Annotated in this window: 17 protein-coding genes; 5 read left to right on the forward strand and 12 right to left on the reverse strand. The window is 64.5% G+C overall.

Annotated elements, in window-relative coordinates:
* Nucleotides 1-65: 65 nt before the first annotated feature.
* The 7 genes from pcp to uvrA form a co-directional block, all read right to left on the reverse strand.
* On the reverse strand, nt 66-764 hold the full coding sequence (gene pcp, locus C480_RS11540; protein WP_006665791.1) for a pyroglutamyl-peptidase I: 699 nt from the start codon (nt 762-764) through the stop codon (nt 66-68).
* 129 nt (nt 765-893) lie between these two features.
* On the reverse strand, nt 894-2,606 hold the full coding sequence (locus tag C480_RS11545) for a bifunctional N(6)-L-threonylcarbamoyladenine synthase/serine/threonine protein kinase (protein WP_006665792.1): 1,713 nt from the start codon (nt 2,604-2,606) through the stop codon (nt 894-896).
* A gap of 19 nt (nt 2,607-2,625) precedes the next feature.
* On the reverse strand, nt 2,626-2,760 hold the full coding sequence (locus tag C480_RS11550) for a 30S ribosomal protein S27ae (RefSeq protein WP_006107993.1): 135 nt from the start codon (nt 2,758-2,760) through the stop codon (nt 2,626-2,628).
* The gene (locus C480_RS11555) at nt 2,761-3,081 is read right to left on the reverse strand and encodes a 30S ribosomal protein S24e (RefSeq protein WP_006665793.1); all 321 of its coding nucleotides are present in this window, start codon (nt 3,079-3,081) and stop codon (nt 2,761-2,763) included.
* A gap of 198 nt (nt 3,082-3,279) precedes the next feature.
* Nucleotides 3,280-4,389 (reverse strand): WD40/YVTN/BNR-like repeat-containing protein, encoded by a 1,110-nt coding sequence (locus C480_RS11560; protein ID WP_006665794.1) that lies wholly within the window; start codon nt 4,387-4,389, stop codon nt 3,280-3,282.
* Nucleotides 4,390-4,448: 59 nt separating this feature from the next.
* Nucleotides 4,449-4,862, reverse strand: a complete 414-nt coding sequence (locus tag C480_RS11565) for a hypothetical protein (protein WP_006665795.1) — start codon at nt 4,860-4,862, stop codon at nt 4,449-4,451.
* 84 nt (nt 4,863-4,946) lie between these two features.
* On the reverse strand, nt 4,947-7,910 hold the full coding sequence (uvrA, locus tag C480_RS11570) for an excinuclease ABC subunit UvrA (protein WP_006665796.1): 2,964 nt from the start codon (nt 7,908-7,910) through the stop codon (nt 4,947-4,949).
* A 197-nt stretch (nt 7,911-8,107) separates the two neighbouring features.
* Between uvrA and C480_RS11575 the strand changes: the two genes are divergently transcribed.
* Nucleotides 8,108-8,680 carry a thioredoxin domain-containing protein gene (locus C480_RS11575; RefSeq protein WP_006665797.1) on the forward strand — a complete coding sequence of 191 codons (573 nt, stop codon included), beginning with the start codon at nt 8,108-8,110 and terminating at the stop codon, nt 8,678-8,680.
* Here the strand turns inward: C480_RS11575 and C480_RS11580 are convergent.
* The gene (locus C480_RS11580; protein WP_006665798.1) at nt 8,677-8,916 is read right to left on the reverse strand and encodes a PRC-barrel domain-containing protein; all 240 of its coding nucleotides are present in this window, start codon (nt 8,914-8,916) and stop codon (nt 8,677-8,679) included. The two genes, C480_RS11575 and C480_RS11580, sit on opposite strands and share 4 nt — an antisense overlap.
* A 212-nt stretch (nt 8,917-9,128) precedes the next feature.
* Here C480_RS11580 and C480_RS23820 point away from each other — a divergent pair, with 212 nt between their 5' ends.
* Nucleotides 9,129-9,278, forward strand: coding sequence for a DUF7557 family protein (locus C480_RS23820; protein WP_006665799.1), 150 nt, complete (start codon nt 9,129-9,131; stop codon nt 9,276-9,278).
* Here the strand turns inward: C480_RS23820 and C480_RS11585 are convergent.
* Entirely contained in the window at nt 9,266-10,021 is a 756-nt protein-coding gene (locus C480_RS11585; RefSeq protein WP_006665800.1) for a class I SAM-dependent methyltransferase, read from the reverse strand. The two genes, C480_RS23820 and C480_RS11585, sit on opposite strands and share 13 nt — an antisense overlap.
* A gap of 132 nt (nt 10,022-10,153) precedes the next feature.
* Complete coding sequence (gene nrfD / locus C480_RS11590; RefSeq protein WP_006665801.1) at nt 10,154-11,518, reverse strand: NrfD/PsrC family molybdoenzyme membrane anchor subunit; 1,365 nt, start codon at nt 11,516-11,518, stop codon at nt 10,154-10,156.
* A 178-nt stretch (nt 11,519-11,696) separates the two neighbouring features.
* On the opposite strand from nrfD, the gene C480_RS11595 reads away from it, so the two are divergent.
* Nucleotides 11,697-12,113 carry a universal stress protein gene (locus tag C480_RS11595; protein WP_006665802.1) on the forward strand — a complete coding sequence of 139 codons (417 nt, stop codon included), beginning with the start codon at nt 11,697-11,699 and terminating at the stop codon, nt 12,111-12,113.
* 40 nt (nt 12,114-12,153) lie between these two features.
* Here the strand turns inward: C480_RS11595 and C480_RS11600 are convergent, their stop codons facing one another.
* Nucleotides 12,154-13,398, reverse strand: coding sequence for an NAD(P)/FAD-dependent oxidoreductase (locus C480_RS11600; protein WP_006665803.1), 1,245 nt, complete (start codon nt 13,396-13,398; stop codon nt 12,154-12,156).
* 203 nt (nt 13,399-13,601) lie between these two features.
* Between C480_RS11600 and C480_RS11605 the strand changes: the two genes are divergently transcribed.
* The gene (locus C480_RS11605) at nt 13,602-14,237 is read left to right on the forward strand and encodes a DUF6149 family protein (protein ID WP_006665804.1); all 636 of its coding nucleotides are present in this window, start codon (nt 13,602-13,604) and stop codon (nt 14,235-14,237) included.
* A 239-nt stretch (nt 14,238-14,476) separates the two neighbouring features.
* Here the strand turns inward: C480_RS11605 and C480_RS11610 are convergent, their stop codons facing one another.
* Nucleotides 14,477-15,805, reverse strand: a complete 1,329-nt coding sequence (locus C480_RS11610) for an ABC transporter substrate-binding protein (RefSeq protein ID WP_006665805.1) — start codon at nt 15,803-15,805, stop codon at nt 14,477-14,479.
* A 284-nt stretch (nt 15,806-16,089) separates the two neighbouring features.
* Here C480_RS11610 and C480_RS11615 point away from each other — a divergent pair, with 284 nt between their 5' ends.
* Nucleotides 16,090-19,134: a methyl-accepting chemotaxis protein gene (locus C480_RS11615; protein WP_049903608.1), complete on the forward strand. Its 3,045-nt coding sequence runs from the start codon at nt 16,090-16,092 to the stop codon at nt 19,132-19,134.
* The last annotated feature ends 113 nt before the right edge of the window (nt 19,135-19,247 follow it).

Genomic DNA, 19,247 nt, shown 5'->3' on the forward strand with positions numbered 1-19,247 from the left:
CCTCCCGTATTAAGAGTATTGTGTGCTCGCCTCGATTATGGAAATTGGTCTCTCTCGCGCGTTGATCACTCCGCCCCCGCTCGTGCATTCTCGTCAGGATGAGATTCTTGCTTACAGGCTGCCTCAAGTCCCACGAGGACTCCCTTCTGCATCGTCTCGAGTGCCATACTCGGTTCGCCCTCGTCGCGGACCGCCGCCTGTTCGTGCGAGAGCGGAACGTGGGCGAAGCCGACGCTGAACTCGTGGTCCGTGGCCGCCGTCTCCGAAACGTGACGAGCGGTATACAGCAGATTGTTACAGAGATGCGTGCCGGCGTCGGTCGACAGCCTCGTCGGCACCCCGGCGTCCCGCATCGCTGCCTTCATCGCCCGAAGCGGCAGCGTCGCAAAATACGCCCCAGGCCCGTCCGCGACCACGGGATCGTCGACCACGCGCCGCTCGTCGTTGTCCGGCACGCCGGCCGAACTCGTATCGCGGAGATTGATCCCGACGCGTTCGAGTGACAACGCGTGCCGGCCGGCGGCCAGTCCGAGCGCACAGACGAGTTCAGGGTCGTGTTCATCGATCGCAGCGGTGAGTTCGGCCGCCGCGCGATCGAAGACGACCGGCAGTTCGCGGCCGACGATCGTGTACGTCTCGCGGTCGAGCCCGTCGAGTCGCGTTGCCAGTTGCGAGGCGGGATTCGAGCTGAACTCGCCGAAGGGTTCGTAGCCGGTGAGCAGGACGGTGGTGTCTGCGGTGTCGGGTTCCGTGTCGGCGGTCATCAGTTGCGGAACTCTTGCCGTCACCACAATAGTGCCAGGGTCTCGGCAGTCAGTTGTCGGGCCCCGGTGTCGACTAGGCCGGCACCGGTCATGAACAGTCTCGATGCAGTCGCTCGAAGGCGGCCCAACTCAGGTGTACCGTCCCCGACCTTCGACATCCCGAAGCCGCTCGAGCACCCGCTCGTCACCGACATCGCGATAGCCCTCGCGGACTGCGTCCCGAAGCGGCTCGGGATCGTCGGCGGTGCCGACGAGACTTTGATCGAAAACGTGCAGATCCATCGCGTAATCCTCGACGTGGTCTGTGTGATAACCCAGTCCGAAGTCGATGAGGTACGTCCGATCCGCGTTCACCCTGACGTTTCGCGTCGTCGGATCGCCGTGGACGAACCCCGCCTCGTGCAATCGTGCGAGGTGGCGACCGACATCGCGGACGTACGCTACCCTGCGATCACTATCGAGTTCGTCGCGGAGATCGGCCGCACCGACGAACTCGAGTTCGAGTCGCGCCTCCAGCGGATCGACATCCGAGAGCACCGGCGTGGGGACGCCCTCGCGGCGCGCGAGGTTCGTCAGCCGGGCCTCGAGGGTCGTCCGCTCGCGGCGGAGTCGATCGTCGAGGGTCGGGTGGCGGTACGTCTTCGGCTTACGGCGTTTGCGCACCCGCCCCGTCGCGGGGTCGAGGTCGACGAGCGCCTCGGCACCGCGGACCTGATCGTCGCGAGAAGCGCCGCGTCCGGGGGCGAGGGCGAGTTCGGGTTCCTCGCCCTGCTCGCGGGTCCTTCCGTCACCGCTTGGGGTTTCGAGGTCCTCGCTTCGCTCGGCCCCCCCTCGCCACGTGACCGGCACCTGATCCGGCCGGAAGTTCGGATCGACGCGCGAATCTTCGACCGCGAGCGTGTCGCCGGCCGCGTACATCTTCGCGCCGAGGACGGCGATCATGCCAGCGTTGTCCCGCAGGAACCGGGGGTCGGGCGCGTGAAAGTCGGCCCCGCGCTGGTCGCACATCGTTTCAAGCATCTCGCGCAGACGGGCGTTCTGTCCGACGCCGCCGCCCAGCACGAGTTCGTCGCTGCCGGTCAGCGAGAGCGCGCGCTCTGCCACCTCGGTCAGCATGGCGAAGATGGTCTCTTGGAGCGAGTAGCAGATATCCGCGACCGCTACATCGTCGTCGTAGCGCTGCTTCGCGGCGCTCATGATCCCCGAAAACGAGAAGTCCATTCCCTTGACGACGTAGGGGAGATCGATGAACTCGCCGTCCTCCGCGGCCGCCTCGACTTTCGGCCCGCCGGGGTGGGACCAGCCGACGTGGCGGGTGAACTTGTCGATCGCGTTGCCGACGCCGGTGTCCATCGTCTCCCCGAGGACGCGGTAGCGGCCGTTGCGGTAGGCCAGCAGGTGAGCGTTTGCGCCGCTGGCGTTGAGACACACGGGCGAGTCGAAGTCGGCGGTGTGGCGGCCGATCTCGAGGTGGGCCACCATGTGATTCACGCCGACGAGTGGGACGCCAAGCGATTGGCTCAGCGCCCGCGCGGCCGTTCCGACGGTTCGCAGGCAGGGGCCGAGCCCGGGACCGCGGGAGAAGGCGACGGCGTCGACCGGCGGCTCCGAATCGGGGCCGTCGAACGTCTCGCGGGCATGGTCGAGTGCCCGTTCGACCACCGCCGGAATCGCGTCGTGCATGTGCTCTGCGGACTCGCGGGGATGAATGCCGCCGCTTTCCGGCTCGTAGGCGTCGGTTTCGATAAAAACGTCGTCGGTCTCGGCGTCGAAGACGGCCGCACTGGCCGCCCAGGCGGTGCCTTCAATGCCGAGTACTCGCGGGGCTGAACTCGGGCTCACGACTCAGCGGTGCTCGTCGTTAGGCCCACTCGGTGTAGCCGCACTTGCCACAGTGCTTGCGGTCGCCGTGGTCGGCGAGGAAGACGTCGCCACAGCGGGGACACTGCTCGCCCTCGATGCTGCCGTCGTCGCCGTAGAGTTCGTAGCGCGCCATTTATGCTTCCTCCGGATCAGCGTCTGCTTCAGCCTCTTCCTCGACGCCGATCTTGTTGCGCTCGAGCATGTGGTCCTGTTCGACGTCGCGGGCGTGGTCTGCGGTGTCGTAGACCTTTGCCTCGCCGACGGTCTTTCGCATCCCGAACTTGGTTTCGAGTTTGCGGATGACGACCTCGTCGGCGTCCTTGTTCAGTTTCGCCGCGAGGCTGTCACGAACCTGGAGGCGCTCCGGGGTTGCGTCCTCGTGGGTCAGTTCGAACGTCACGTCCGTCCGGTGCAACATGGGGTTCTCCGATTCGGAGATGATGTCGACGTCCATGATATCACTCAGTTACCCTACTATCCCCGTGTAGCGCCTAAAAGGATTTCGAAGCGACCAGTGACTGCTGCTACTCGCGGCGGAACTCCTCGCAAGTGTCCCAACTCTCGGAACCGTCCTGAGCACTGCCGTCGTCGCGCCGGTTTACGCCGTCGTGATCGTCGTATTGCTCGGGTGTGACGGTGACGGCGTATCGCGTTACGCCGAGACGACGGCGATTCCTCGCGGCGTCTGCATCTCGAGTTCATCGGGCCACTCGATGTCGACCCGTTCCCATCGGTCCCCGAAGTCAGCGGTGACCAACAGCCCTCGATTGTTCACGCCGTAGACGGTGTCGTCGCCTGTCGTCGCGAAGACGGTCCGGACGACGCCCTCGCCGGTCGGCAATCCGTTGTCGTCGAGACGCTCCCACGACGCACCCGCTGTGCGGCGGTAGACGTACGACTCGGCGCGGCTGGCGGTGTGAGCCGTTGACGCCCCGCTCGCGCTCGAGAGCAGCACCTGGTCCGGATCGGCGGGGTTCGGGACGACGCTCCAACAGTAGCGGTGGCCGAGACCGTCCTGCGGATTCTCCCAGTGTTCGCCGCCGTCGTCGCTTTCGGCGTAGCCATCGCCGGCTGCGGCGTAGAGTCGTCCTTCCCGATCGGGATGCGTCGCCAGGCTGTGATTGTCCAGCCGCGAGCCGTCGGGCCGCTCGTGCCACGTCTCGCCGCCGTCGGTACTGTAGACGAACGCGCCCGCCTCGATGCCGACGTAGAGTCGATCCGGGTCGAACGGATCGACCTCGAGCCAGCGGACGTGGTGCGTGTGGGGCCGCGGCGGGAAGTACCACTCCGATTCCGAGGGCAGGTCGGTCAGCCCGCCGAGTTCAGTCCAGGAGTCGCCGCCGTCCGTGCTCCGGTAGACGCGGCTGGGTTCGGTGCCGGCGTAAAGCACGGCCGGGTCGTGCGGGCTGATCGCGAGCGACATGACGGCTTCGCTCGCGAACACGTCGCCGGTTTCGAGTCGATCGAACGTCTCGCCGCCGTCGGTGCTTCGAAAGAGACCATGTTCGAACGTGCCGACGAACAATCGTTCGGGCGCGTCGGGGGAGACCGCAACGCACCGGAGTTTGTGACCGGAGAGCCGGGTGGTCGTCGTCCAGTCGGCGGTCGTTTCCGCCGCCGTCTCCACCGTGCTCGTCGTCTCCGACGTGGTGGCTGTGTCCGACGAGGACGAGGACGAGAACGAGGACTGTGACGACGACTGCGCTGCAGCGTCAGCCGTACAGACGAGGAGTCGATCCCGAAGGGCGATAGCGATACGCATACTCTGTAGTAGGCGTTCGATCCTCAAACGAGTCGCGGTGCGTTCGCATGCACGGCCGGTTACTCGACAGTAAACAGTTCCTCGTCGAGTTGCACCCCGCCCAACCCGCACTCGAGCGCTCCGAACGCGAGAATCAGCGAGGTTCCGAGGGCAAGACAGGCTGTCAGTATCCCCCACCCGCCCGGCGCGGTCAGCAGTTGCAGGAAGCCGACTGAACTCGCTGCGACCGACAGGACGGCCAGCCCGACTGCAGCGATTCGCGGCCAGCCAACCGTCGTAACGCCGAGCGCGATACGATCGCGGACGCCGACGACGAGCAGCGCGAGGCCGCCGAACGCGAGCCACCCGATCAGAAACAGATCGATCGTCGTCGTCGGCCCGCCGAGTGCGAACAGTCCGGCGACGACCGCAAGCGTCACTCCTCCGCACACACCGAGTCGCCGCCGAAGCGAGTTCGTCGTGAGTATCGACATTCGACGTTCGTTGTCCGTCTTTGTAGTCGACCTCGGTAATCGTTCGGATTTGCGGCGGTGTGTGAGACGGCGTAGCGCGGGGTATCAGTCGTCGTCCATCGGTGCCGAAACCGGTTCGACGCGCTCGCCGCGCGGTCCGTCGAGTTCAACGTCGGGCAACAGGTCCCGCAGGTAGCGCCCGGTGTGGGAGTCATCGAGTCGGGCCACGTCCTCGGGGGTGCCCGTGGCGACGACGTTGCCGCCGTTTTCGCCGCCCTCGGGACCGAGGTCGATGATGTGGTCGGCGTTTTTCACGAGGTCGAGTTCGTGTTCGATGACGACGACGGTGTTGCCGTTGTCGGTCAGCCGGTGGAGCACGTCGACGAGTTTGCGCTCGTCGGCCGAGTGCAGGCCGGTCGTCGGCTCGTCGAGCAGGTACAGCGTCTCGCCGGAATCTTTCTTGCCGAGTTCTTCTGCGAGCTTGATCCGCTGGGCCTCGCCGCCCGAGAGCGTCGTCGAGGGCTGGCCGAGTTTCATGTAATCGAGTCCGACGTCCTGCAGCAATTTGAGCCGGCGGCGGATCTGGCTCGAGGATTCGAAGAACTCGTAGGCTTCCTCGACGCTCATATCGAGCACGTCGGAGATGGTCTTGCCTTTGTAGGTGACATCGAGGGTGGCGTCGTTGTAGCGCTCGCCGCCGCATTCCTCACAGGGGACGTAGACGTCCGAAAGGAAGTTCATCTCGATCTTCACGGTACCCTGTCCGCCACACTCCTCGCAGCGTCCCTCTTTGACGTTGAAGGAGAAGCGTCCCTTCTCGTAGCCGCGCTGTTTCGCCAGTTTGGTCTGGGCGAACAGGTCTCGGATGTAGTCGAAGACGCCGGTGTACGTGGCGGGGTTCGAGCGGGGGGTACGACCGATCGGCGACTGGTCGATCAGCCGGACGGTTTCGATCTGGTCGAGTCCCTCGAGTTCGTCGTGATCGCCGGGAATGACGCTCGTGTTGTCGTTCATCTCGCGGGCGAGGCCCTTGTAGAGCACGTCGTGCATGAGCGTGGACTTACCGGAGCCCGAGACGCCGGTGATCGCCGTAAAGTTTCCGAGCGGGATGTCCACGTCCAGGTTCGAGAGGTTGTGCTGGCGCGCGCCGAGTATCGTCAGCGCCCCGTCGGGATCGCGTCGCTGCTCCGGGACCGGAATCTGCCGGCGGCCGGAGAGGTAGTCGCCGGTGATCGACTCGTCGCAGGCTTTGACGTCCTCGACGGAGCCGTTGACGACGACCTCGCCGCCGCGCTTGCCGGGGCCGGGCCCCATGTCGATGACGTTGTCCGCGCGGCGCATCGTCTCCTCGTCGTGCTCGACGACGAGCAGGGTGTTGCCCAGGTCGCGAAGCTCTTCTAGGGTATCGAGCAGCCGGTCGTTATCCCGCTGGTGGAGCCCGATCGAGGGCTCGTCGAGCACGTAGAGGACGCCGACGAGACCGGAACCGATCTGGGTCGCCAGGCGGATGCGCTGGCTCTCGCCGCCCGAGAGCGTCGAGGCCTCCCGATCGAGGGTGAGGTACTCGAGGCCGACTTCGACCATGAAGCCGAGGCGGGCGCGGATCTCCTTTAGGATCTCCTCGGCGATGACCCGCTCGCGCTCGGTGAGGTCGGCTTCCATCGACTCGAAGTGCGCGAGCGCGTCGCCGATGCTCATCGCGTTGATCTCGGTGATGGCCGCGTCGTCGACCAGCACTGCTCTGGAGGCGGGCTTCAGCCGCGTTCCGTCGCAGGCTGGACACTCCGTGACCGACATGTAGTCCTCGATGTGCTCGCGGGTCGAGTCCGAATCGGTCTCGATGTACCGCCGTTCGAGGTTCGGAATAACGCCCTCGAAGCGCTTTTGTTTGCGCCGAGTACCGTTTTTCGTGCTGCGCTTGAAGACGACTTCGCGATCGGTACCGTAGAGGAACTGCCGTTGTACGTCCTCGTCGAGGTCCTCGAACGGCGTCGTCAGCGACACGTCGAAGTGCTCGGCGACGGAATCGAGACGAGTTTGGTAGTACGACCGGTTGTAGCTCCAGGCCTCGAAGACGTGCTTGACCGGCTTCGAGGGATCCTGGACGACCAGGTCCTCGTCGACCTCCTTCGTCTCGCCCAGACCCTCACACTCGGGACAGGCTCCGTGGGGCGAGTTAAAGGAAAAGGAACGCGTCTCGATCTCCGGCACGTCGATCCCGCAGTGGGTGCAGGCCAGATCCTTCGAGAACTCGACGACGAAGCGGTCGTCTTCCTCGACTTCCTCGCCCAGCGCGCCCGTCCGACGAGCCTCCTCGCCGAGTTCAGCCGCAACTTCCTCGGGCGCGTCGGGAAGGATGACCTTCAGCACGCCCTCGGCTTCGTCCAGCGCCGTCTCGACGCTGTCGACGATCCGCGGGCGATCCTCGGTCGAGACCGTCACGCGGTCGACGATCACGTCGACGGTGTGATCGAAGTTCTCGTCCAGGTCGGGCGTATCGAGCGTCAAATCGTGTTCCTCGCCGTCGACCTCGACGCGAGCGTAGCCCTCCGAGACGAGTTCATCAAAGAGGTCCTCGAAGGCCCCCTTCTGGTCGCGGACGACGGGCGCGGCGAGTTTGGCCTTCGTCCCCTCGGGGAGTTCGAGGATGCGTTCGACCATGTTCTGGGCCGACTGCTCGCCGACCTCGCGGCCGCACTCGGGACAGTGTGGCGTGCCGACGCGGGCGTACAGCAGGCGAAGGTAGTCGTGGAGTTCCGTGACGGTCCCCACCGTCGAGCGCGGGTTGTTCGCGGCGTTCTTCTGATCGATCGAAATCGCCGGCGAGAGCCCCTCGACGGTCTCGACCTGTGGCTTGTCCATCTGCCCCAGGAAGTTCCTGGCGTAGGCCGAGAGACTCTCGATGTACCGGCGCTGGCCCTCGGCGTAGACGGTCTCGAACGCCAGCGAGGACTTGCCCGATCCCGAGAGGCCGGTGACGACGGTGAACTCCTCGCGGGGGATCGTCACGTCGAGATCCTTCAGGTTGTGCTCTTCCGCCCCGCGTACTTCGATTGTCTCCTTGCTCATCGGTCTGCACTCGTCGGACGACGGGAGAACGGTGGTCGCAGTACCGGTGCTCGATTCATCGTAGTTGTGTCAGTAGCCGAAGCAACTTAACGGGTCTGAAAGCCAAATGACGTGGTCATTGGTAACTATTAGCGCCACTCCATGCGGTGGCTCGGTCCGACCAAAGTATCTTCGGTCGGTAGCCCGAACAGTCATGCATGAGCGACGACAGCGGGAGCGAGCCGACACTGTCGGTCGACGAGTTCGTCGAGTACTGTCGGACGCAGGCGGGGCTGCTCAGCGGTCACGTCGAGACCATGCGCGAGGAGGCCGACGACCTGCTCGACGACATCGACGCGGACATGGCCGAGATCCGGTCGCGACTCGAGGCGAAGTCGTCGGGCGTCAACGGGACGAAGACACCGTCGCCGACGGGCGCTACCGGAGCCGCGGGTCCGAACGCAACCGATACCGATCTCGAGGAGATCGAAGCGCTCGAGAACGATGTCGAGGAAAAACAGTTTCTCGTCGAGGCGAAGCAGACGCGAATGGCAGCCTTCCAGCAACTCGCGGCCGACTACACTGAACTCGGGGCCGAACTCCAGTCGGACGTAACGGACGGGCAGGAAGCGCTGGAACGGGTCATCCACTTCGAGGCCGACCGCGACGCACCGGTATACTTCGAGGATCGGCAGACGGTGTACGAGGCCGCGGCTGCGAGTTCGAGTGGCGAGCCGGCGGACGGAAACGGCGTCACCGGCGGTGACGAGCGGCCGGACGAGAACGGTTAGAGGTCGCCTCGGAGCACGACGTCGTCGCCGACCGACGCGAGCATTTCCTCCGTGACGGTGTAGTCCTCTTCGTCTTTGCCCTCCCAGCCGAGGGAGGCGAGCAGGTGTTCTGCGATCGACGGATTGGGATCGACGGCGGCGCGATTCCCGTCGACTTTCGCAACGATCCCGAGTTCTTTCCCTTCCGCATCGACGACCGTCTTGCCGACGTCGTCTTCGGTCAGTGGTGCTGTCATACGAACCGATAGGTCGATATCGCGGATAACGCTCCGGCCGTCTCCTGCTGGCTCGCACGGCGTGGCAATGGCGTCCCCGGAGTATATACTGCTGGCACCCGTGGACGCTACTGCGGTGCCCTTTCCACGCTGACCGTCGCGAGCGCGGTTCGAGCCGAAACGCAGAATCGGAGCCTCGGCTCGATAGAGCAGATCACCAGATCAACGCTACAATGAGCCACACACTCGAAATCAGCGACGATCTCAAGGACCGACTCGACGAACACCGTGAGCCGGGCCAGTCCCCCGAAGAACTCATCGCAGAACTGGTGTCGATGTACGAGACGGAGGGGACCTTCCTGCAGGAAGGCTACTCCGAGTGACGCGTTGTCGGCAGCCCGGACGTCGCTCTTTTGGCGTCGAGTTCAGCGGCCAGATACCGCCAGTGCTCGTCCTGGTCGGCGAACGACTCCGTCGTCCCCCACTCGTCGGTAATCCTAAAGCCGGCCGCCCGTAACTGCTCTCGCGTCGCCTCGATGCCGGCGATGTGCCACTGCATCTCGACACCGCTGTCGAGCCAGTCGGGATTCGTCCCGGTCCACTCGCTCGCCCCCTCCGAGACGAGCACGCGACCGCCCGGGCGCAGGACGCGACTGAACTCGTCGATGACCGCCCGGTGGTCTGCGAGCGGCACGTGGATCAGCGAGTGGAGCGCGGTGACGGCGTCACAGCAGTCATCACGAAGGGGGAGGCGCGTCATATCGCCCTGCGAGAGGGCTGCCGTCGGCGCGTTTTCCGCGGCGAGTTCGAGTTGGGTGCGCGAGACGTCGATGCCGATTGCCTCGCGGGTTCCGTTTTCGTCGGTGTTTCCGTCTCCGTTTCCGTCTTCGTTCGCGTTCCCGTCCCCGTTTCCGTCGCTGGTTCGAGGTCCGTCCCCGTCGAGGTCGCGGAGAACGGGCGTTCCTTGCCCGCAGCCGGCGTCGAGCACCCGTCCCGGGGTCTCCATCGAGCGCAGAAAGGTCGCGAGCACGTCGCGTTCGCGTCCGTCCTCGTTCGCCGCTCGTTCCGCGGCGTACGTCTCCGCGAGTTCGTCGTACCCGCGTCGAACGGCTGTCTTGTCGACCATGGGCGACGATCCGCCTACTGGGTAATCAAGTTTCGGTGCACGGAGCCTGCTGGATGATCGAGTTTCGGTGCACGGAACGGGATCGCGGGCGAGCGCAGGACGGCGCGACGGCGATACGGGAGGGGAACTCGGTCAGTCGCGCGTCGGTGGGCCGGTGCCGGACTCTCGGTGCTCGTCGTCTTCGCCGCGTTCGAGACGGAGGTGGTCGATAGCGTGGAGTTCGAGCACGGGGATGACCTTGGCGACGAGGAGGAAGAACAGCGAGACCATGCCGATCGTCCCGGTGAGCGAGGCGAACTCGATCAGGCTGGGAATGTAGTGGCCAGGTGTTGCGGCGTAGATTTCGAACGCGGGGTACTCCAGGCCTTCGACGACGAACAGGACCTTCTCGAGGATCGTCCCGAGGAGGATTGCAACCGCGGCGATGGCGGCGCGCCGTCGGGTAAACAGCGCGGGGCGAATCGTCTGTGCGAAGATGTACGCGAGGGTGAGACTAACGAGCGTCATCGAGGTGAGGTAGATGGGGCTACCGAGGGACGCTGCCCAGACGTGACCCAGGTCGGTCGGCGGGGCGAAGGTGCCGGTGAGTATCTGCTGTAGTTGGAGCCACAGGAACAGGAGGCTGAAGAAGCCGAGCCAGAGCGTGAGTCCGCGGAAGATGTCGTCGGTGATGATGTGGTCCCAGTCGTATGCGCGACGGAAGGCGCTGGCGAGGAGAATAACGCCGCTGATCGCGGAGGTCAGGGCGATGGTGAGAAACTGCGGTCCCTGAACGCCGCCGAACCAGCGCGGCAGGGTCGGGAGCACGGCGAACAGCCACGGGATCACGCCGCCGTGGAGCAGCAGTGGTGCCATGATGATGATGGCCAGTGCGATCCACCAGACCATTCGCTGGACGACCTCGTCCTCGCGTTCGGTGTAACCGATCGTCAGCATGTTGTAGATCGGATTGAAGCGGTCCGGCAGATCGGACTGCAGCCGGCTGATGTCGTACCGGAGCGTCAGTGCGAGATACGTCGCCGTCAGGACGAAGTAGGCCGTGATGACGGTCACGTCCCACACCAGCGGTGATGCGTGGACGGTGATGTGGTAGTGGCCGGCGATGCTCGTGACCATCCGATCCGGTCGGCCGAGGTGGACGACGATGTAGAACGCGGCGGCGGAGAGCGCACCGATGGTGAGCAGTTCGGCCAGACGGGCGACCGGCATGTAGCGGTCCATGCCGAGCAGTCGGACTGCAGCGGAGAGGATGATGCCACCGTGGGCGATCCCGACCCACCAGATGAACGCGCCGATGTAGATTCCCCACGTGACGCCGCCGCCGGTCCCCCAGTCACCCAGCCCGGTGACGACCATCCCCTCCGTGAGCTGATAGCCCCACCCGAGGAGAAAGAGCCCGAACGCCAACCCAGCAATAGCAACGAGAACGTAGTATACGGTCGATGTTTGCCGGATCGGCCGAAGCACGTCCGCCTCGGAGGGTGATTTCGTGCTCATTGTGAGTGTCTCACACGTCGTACCGCAGCGACACAGTTTGTTTCGAGCGTTGGCCTTGCAAGGATCGGATAGGTGGACAGAACCAGCACGCTCTCCGGAATCGTGTCCTTGCACTCCCGACTCGCAGAACGTGTGGTAACAAGTGTCATTCAAGTAGCCAGGTGCCGTAGAAACACCCATGCACCTGCTCGTCGCGCTCGACGACTCCGAGCCGGGCTGGGCCGCGCTCGAGTACGCCCTCAGGGAGCACCCGGACGACGAGATTACCGTTCTTCACACCATCTCCCTCTCGGAAAGCAGCTACGGCGAGTTCGCGCATCTGGGTGCCGGACCGCTGCTCGAGCAACGCCGAGAGCGAGCGACGGGCCTATTCGAGGCGGCTCACGACCGCGCCGCGGCGGCCGAGCAGTCGGTGGCGACCGAACTGGTCGAGGGACGACCGGCCCGCACGATTGTCGACTACGCTCGCGAACACGCCGTCGATCGGATCGTCATCGGCAGTCACGGCCGGACGGGGGTCTCGCGGGCGCTACTGGGAAGTGTCGCGGAACAGGTCGTTCGTCGAGCACCGGTTCCAGTGACGATCGTTCGATAACGGACTGAGATCGGTATCGACGCCAAACTGCGAAGGAGCCTTACTGCTCTTGGCTCTGTGCAGGCGCGAGGTCGTCGATTTCGACGGACGGCTCGAGAAGGACCTCCGCCTGCTCGCCGATGTCGCGCTGTTCGCGCATCAACTGCTTGAGCGTCCGCTGCGGCGAGAGGTCGCCGATGAGCACACCGCCGACGATCTTGCCGTCCTTGATCGCGATGCGTCGCCACTCGGTGTCGCTGTACCGGCGTTCGACGTGTTCGTCACCGAGCGTCGGATGACCGAAGGAAAGGAACGGGAAGTCAAAGTGCGTAATCGAGTACGACGAAACCCACTCGAACACTTCGTCCTCGTCGTCTGCAGCCATATTGACCGCCGCGACGCGACCCTGTTCCTTCGCCGATCCCCAGGACCCGTTCTGGGCCTCTTCGTCGAGCAGCACGTCGTAGAAGCGGGTAATGTCTCCCGCCGCGTAGATATCGTCGACGTTCGTCTGCATGAACTCGTCGACGACGATGCCGTTGTTCATCTCGAGGCCGACCCCGCGGAGGAACTCGGTGTTGAACGTCAGCCCGATCGCGACGCCGGCGAAGTCACACTCGTATCGCTCGCCGTTCGGGTCGACGGCGGCCGTGACCTGTCCGTCCGCGTCGGTCTCGAAGTGGTCGACGCCGCTGTCGAAGACCGGTTCGACGCCCTTCTCGCGCATGCCCTCGTGCATGATCTCCGCGCCGTCCCCGGAGAGCGCGTAGCGCCACCAGCGGTCGCCGCGCATGAGGTACTTGCCCTCGACGCCCTGTGCGCCACAGACGGCGGCGAAGTCGATACCGAGGAGTCCAGCACCGACGATGACGCCGTTCTCCGCGGCTTCCGCGCTCTCGCGGATGCGACGGGCGTCCTGGAACGTCCAGAAGTGGTGGACGCCCTCGGCATCGCTGTCGTCGACCGGCAGCTGGGTCGGCGTTCCGCCGGTCGCGATAAGCAGCTTATCGTAGGTGATGTCCTCTCCCTCGTGGGTGTGGACGATCTTCTCGTCCGGATCGACCGTCGTCACGTGCGTGTTGAGCGAGAGGTCGATGTCACGCTCTTCGTACCACTCTTCGTCGTGAATCGAGATCGGTGCTTCGGGAAGCTTGCCCTTCGCGTGTTCCTTGATGAGAATGCGATTGTACAGCGACTCCCCCTCATCGGTGATGACGGTGATCGATGACTCCGGGTCTTCTTCCCGGAGGGTCTCGGCAGCCGAACTGCCCGAGATACCGTCCCCGATGATGACGTAGTCTGTCATATCTCGACCGTTCGTAATGCGGGTTAAAGTGGATTGCTATCTCGTTCATTTTCCCGTTCGACCCTGAAGATTGCAACAATTGTCAGTTTCAGCCCGATGCTTGTGAACATTGGTAATACCAGTCCGGTGCTGAACCGACACCCGAACCGCGTGACCAACACCGTCCCGAACCGCTCTTTAGGGACGCCACCGTACTATCCGCTATGAAACTCCGCCAGAACGCGCGCCACTTCGCCTCCCGAACGGCGCTCCAGACGCCCGTCGTTCGATCCGTCGCCACCGCCGGACTCGTCCGTCTCCACACGGGCGTTTTCCTCGACAAAGCAGACCCCGCCCACGCCGACGAGCGCGAGGACCACCTCGACGACCTCTTCGAGGCCACGATCGACACCTACCTGCGGGCGCTCAAGGACGGCTACTCCGAGGCCGAAGCCCGCGAAATCACCCACATCCAGGCCGCGTTCGACTTCTACAACCACGGCTGGACCGAAATGATGGAATTCCCCACTGACGAACTCGACGCCCACTACGACCGCTACCGCGAGTTCTTCGAGCGCTGGGACATTACGATCGACGAGCCGCTCGGCCAGTTCGCGCCGCCGGCGGGACTGACCGAGGCCCCGTCGACGCCCGAGAAACTCGACGATCCCGTCCATCCCCACGCGGAGGGCGGCTTTGCGGACGACGTCTACGTCGAAACCGAGTCGGGTGAGACCGTCGTCGGCGGGCGGGACGAACCCGCTGACGTCGACGTTTCGCAGGCGGTCGGCGTCCGCGATGACGCCGGGACGAACGCGCCCGAGAACGAAAACGAGAGCGGCGGCGACAGCGAGAACTGAGCGCCGGGCCGGTCGATCACCTCGCGCTGGCGCTACAACCGCCGCTGCGCTCTCGCCGATGCCGTTGACACCATCGATGCCGCCAACGCCAACCGGCTTCCACTTGACTTCCATTACATCCGCGGCAGCGACCGATACTCGCCCGTCGTACTACGAGCCGTTGCGCCGACCTGACCGAACCCGCCTCGACCCGCTATCAGAGTCGGCTCTCCGAACCCGCTGCAGCTCGCTTCCAGTCCTCAAAGCCACTCCGGTGTGACGTACTCCGCCGTCGCGTGCTCGTCCGGCCAGATGACTTCTTGGGTGCCGTTCCCCGCATCGTCTTCCTGCCACTGGAAGTACAGCGTGTCGCCCCGGTTGTACGCGAGGTCGTGCGGGAACTCGTGATCCCGGCCGTAGAACTCGATCTGCCCGGCGCTGCCGGTGAACTCGATGTCCTCGAGCACCGGCACGAGGTCGGCGGAATCGACCGTTTCCGCCTGCGTGGCCGCCTCGGCGAACAGCGCGACCGCGTCGTAGGCGAAGTAGCCGGTGTAGACCGGCGAGGATTCTCCGTAGGCGTCCTGATACGCGTCCTCGAAGGTCGGCGTTTCCGCCGTTACCTCCGCACCGAGCGGCGCGCTGCTCTGTCCGACCGCGAACCGACAGGCGCCGTCGACCGCGTCGTAGTAGGTCGGTAACTGCATCGGCACGTGGATCCCGCCGAACTCGAGTTCAGGTTCCTGGGCCGTCCAGTCGACGACGGCGTCGGTACCGGTGTGGGCGGTCGAGATGAACACGGCGTCGGCACCCTCGTCTTCGGCGGCCTCGTAGATGTCCGAGAAGTCGTCGGTTGCCGGCGGGTACCGTTCTTCCATGACGATCTCGAGATCGATTCCCGACTGTTCGTCCTGGAAGGTTTCCCACGCGCCGCGGTTCCACTCGTAATCCTCGGCCAGCAGCGCGATCGAGTCCCAGCCCAGGTCGGGTGCCATGTCGCCGAGGAAGTCGATCTGGGCCTGCCCGAGGTCGTAGTCGTTGACCGGCCCGGCGCGGAAGTGGTACTTGTACTGCTCGTAGTCCTCGCGGACGAGTTCGCTCACGCTGGAGGTTGCGGCACCGGCGGTGATGTGAAGCGTCTCCTGTTCCGCGATATCGTCGATGATCGCCTCGAGGACTTCGCTCGTCGAGACGCCGATCGTGACGGCCACGTCCTCCTCGAGAACGAGCCGCTGGTATTCCCGGCGGGCCTCGAGCGGGCTGCCGCTCGTGTTCCCGACCGCCAGTTCGACCGTGCGACCGTTGATACCGCCCGTTTCGTTGAGGAGATCGCGGGCGACCCGGGCCGAGCGAGCGATCGCGCGACCGTTGAAGTCGCTTTCTGGTTCGGGAGCGAGGACGCCGATCGTCACCGTCTCTCCGTCCTCGGTTTCACTGCCGACGATAGTTTCGTACGTGTCCGTACACCCTGCCGTGGAGAGCGCGGCCGTGCCGGCCGCCGTCGCGAGAAGTTGACGCCGCCGAAGACTGTGCTGGGACTGCTTCCCAGCAGCGGTCGGGGTCGTCCGTTCCCGATCAAAGTCCGTCATACTGGACTGTTCTTTCGACCTATGTTTCTTAACGGTTCCGGAGAGGTTTACGCGAGAGCGGGACTGGAGCGCATCTACACTGCCACCCCGTTTTATCAACTATCACTCAAAAGCTCGTTTGGAAACTATCCCGACACGAACCCTCACCGTGACGCTCGACACGAGTCACGTTCGCACATACCAGGCTGCTGCCAGACGAGCGGGCAACACCCCCCGTTCGATTATCGGTGCTGATAACTGTGGATCACCTTTTATGTACCGACCACCGCACGCGTTGACTATCGATGGATATTCGACGTGTAGTGCCGTCGGCAATTCGACGCCGGTACGCGGTCAAATTCGGGATCGCGTTGCTGGTGATCGGACTGTCGATCGGCCTGATCGGAATCGGTGCGACCGCTGGCATCACCAACGAGGTAGAACAGCGCACCCAGTCCGATCAGACCGCGTTCGCCGGCCAAGAAGCACAGGGACTGCAGATGTGGAACGAACAGAACGAACAGACGATCGCGACGTTCGCCCACTCCGATGTCGTCGCCAGCGACGACGCCGACGCGATCGAACAGCGCCTCCTCGATTGGGAGGAACACCTCGACGTCGACACCTTCTCGATCAGCTACGTCGACACCGCCGACGAGACGGTCCTCGCGAGCACCGAGGACGAACTCCGGGGCCAATCCGCAACCGGACTCGAAACCGTCTCGGACGACGCCTACGACCAGGCAACGGCCCAGGTCCCCTGGGTTTCCAGCCCGCAGGTTCTCGAGGGTGAACTCGGCGAGGAGTCGTCGGTCATCACCTACGTCCTCTCCGTTCCCAACGCGGACGACCGGGCGCTCGTCTACACGGCTGAACTCGAAGCGTACGGCAACCAATTCCAGGACGACGACCAGGTCGCAACCGTCGTCGTCGATACTGGATCCAACAACGAAATCATCCTCGACAACGCCGACTACGGCGGGGACTACGAGACGCTCGGCCAGCCCTACGACGGCAACACCGACCTGATCGATTCGGCACTGACGGAGGGTGCAAGTACGCGGGAGGTCTCCGGCGAGGCCGCCGGCGTCCTCGACACGTACGAGTTCGATAGCGAGGAGTACGTTGCCAGTTCGGCACGGGTCTACGGCACCGACTGGGTCGTCCTCACACACGAGCCGACCGACCAGGCCTACGGCTTCGTCAGCACGATCAGCGAGTGGGGATACATCGCGACCTTCATCGGCGTGTTGATGGTCGGAATGGTCGGTGCGGTGCTGGGCCGGAATACGGCCGTTTCGATCGATCGGCTCACGAACAAAGCCGGACAGATGGAAGACGGCGATCTCGACGTCGACCTCGAGACCAAGCGTATCGACAATATCGGCCGCCTCTACGACGGGTTCGACTCGATGCGTGGCGCATTGCGCGAACAGATCGAGGAGGCGGAGACGGCCCGCGAAGAAGCTGAACTCGAGCGCGAGCGGATCGCGGAGATCAACACGCACCTCGAACGGCAGGCGGACGAGTACAGCGACGTGATGGAGGCGGCCGCCGACGGCGACCTGACCGCCAGGATGGACGCCGACAGCGAGAACGAGGCGATGGCCGACATTGCGACCGACTTCAACGTCATGCTCGAGGAAATCGAGCAGACGGTGGCCGGACTGAACCAGTTCGCGACCGACGTTGCGACGGCCTCCGAGCAGGTGACCGCCTCGAGCGAGGAGGTCCGATCGGCCTCCCAACAGGTTTCGGAATCGATTCAGGAAATCTCCGAGGGGGCAGAACAGCAGAACGAGTCGCTGCAGTCGGTCAACCAGGAGATGAGTGCCCTCTCGACGACGACCGAGGAGATCGCAGCCTCCTCGAACCAGGTCGCAGACATCGCCGAACGGACGGTCGAAACCGGCCAGGAAGGCCAGGAAGCCGCACAGGAAGCGATCGCCGCGATGGACGATATCGAGTCCGAGGCCGGCGGTGCTGTCGAGGAAATACAGCGCCTCGAAGACGAAGTCCAGCAGATCGACGACCTGATCACCACGATATCCGAAATCGCCCGCCAGACGAACATGCTGGCGCTGAACGCGAACATCGAGGCCTCCCGCACGGTCACCAGCGAGGACGAAGAGGGCTTCTCCGTCGTCGCCACGGAAGTCAAGGCGCTCTCCGAGGACGTTGCGGAGGCGGCCGACGAAGCCGAAGACCGCCTCGAAGCGATCCGCAAGCGCACCGAACAGTCCGCCGCCGAGGTCGAGGGGACGAGTTCGAACATCGACGCCGCGAGCGAGCGCGTCACGGCGGCCGTCGATGCGCTCGAAGAAATTACCGATCTCGCCCAGGAGACGAATATCGGCGTGCAGGAAATCTCCGCGGCGACCGAACAACAGGCGGCCTCGACCCAGGAGGTCGTTGCGATGGTCGACGACGCGGCAACCGTCTCCGAGGAGACGACCTCGGAGGCCGAAAACGTCGCCGCGGCCGCCGAGGAACAGACGACGGCGCTGACGGAAGTCACGAACTCCGCCTCGAACCTCTCCGAGCAGTCCGCCCAGCTCTCCGCCGCCCTCGATCGGTTCGAGACCGACGTCGAGCAGGCTGCACTCGATCTGGACGTGACGATCGAGGAGACCGAAACGGGACTCGAGTTCGATGAGCCGACGTTTGACGGTGCCGTCGACACCGACACCGATACCGACACCACGGACGACACCCCCACCGACAGCATCACCGTCGAAGACGAACCCGAGCCAGAACCGGAATCCGCGGCTGCACTTCAAGCCGAGACTGACGATGACGGACCCGTCGATACTGCCGATGTCGCAACCGGGCGCGAGTCCGGTTCCGACGCCGACGAGTTCAGCGAGCACACCGTCGAGCAGTCGGCGTTCGACGGACCGGTGTTCGACGAGTCGGCGGTCGACGAGTCGGCCGATCCGCTCGCCGTCGACCCTGCAACCGACCGCGATGGAGGCCCGGAAACGCCAGCCGACCCGACGGCTCTCGACTCGGCAGCCGCGAGTGACGAGGCCGACGCGGGAGACGCGACGCCGGACCCGCTGGCGTTCGAAACCGACGCCGACGGGGCGGCCGAAACCGATTCCGAACTCGGTGTGGGTGGCGACGATGTGGCCGCTGACGATGCCGTCGGTGACGATACGGTCGACGAGGCTGCCACGTTCGACGAAGACGACACCGAGAGTATCGATCCGCTTGGATCAGTCGAAGCGGATCGTGAGGGCGACGAGTCCGCGGACACAGAGACGGAGTCGACCGACGAAACGGAGACCGACGACGACGTGTTCACGTTCGGCAACGCAGCGGACGACGACGCAGCCGATGACGCCTGACGATCACCGTCGACAGTCAGTGTCTCGAGACCAGCACTGATTGTCCGTCATCGGCACCTCCATCGTTACCGGCACTGAAACCAAAACCGGAACCGAACCACAATCGGAACCGG

The sequence above is a fragment of the Natrialba aegyptia DSM 13077 genome, assembly GCF_000337535.1.
In the GTDB taxonomy this organism is placed as follows: Archaea; Halobacteriota; Halobacteria; order Halobacteriales; family Natrialbaceae; genus Natrialba; species Natrialba aegyptia.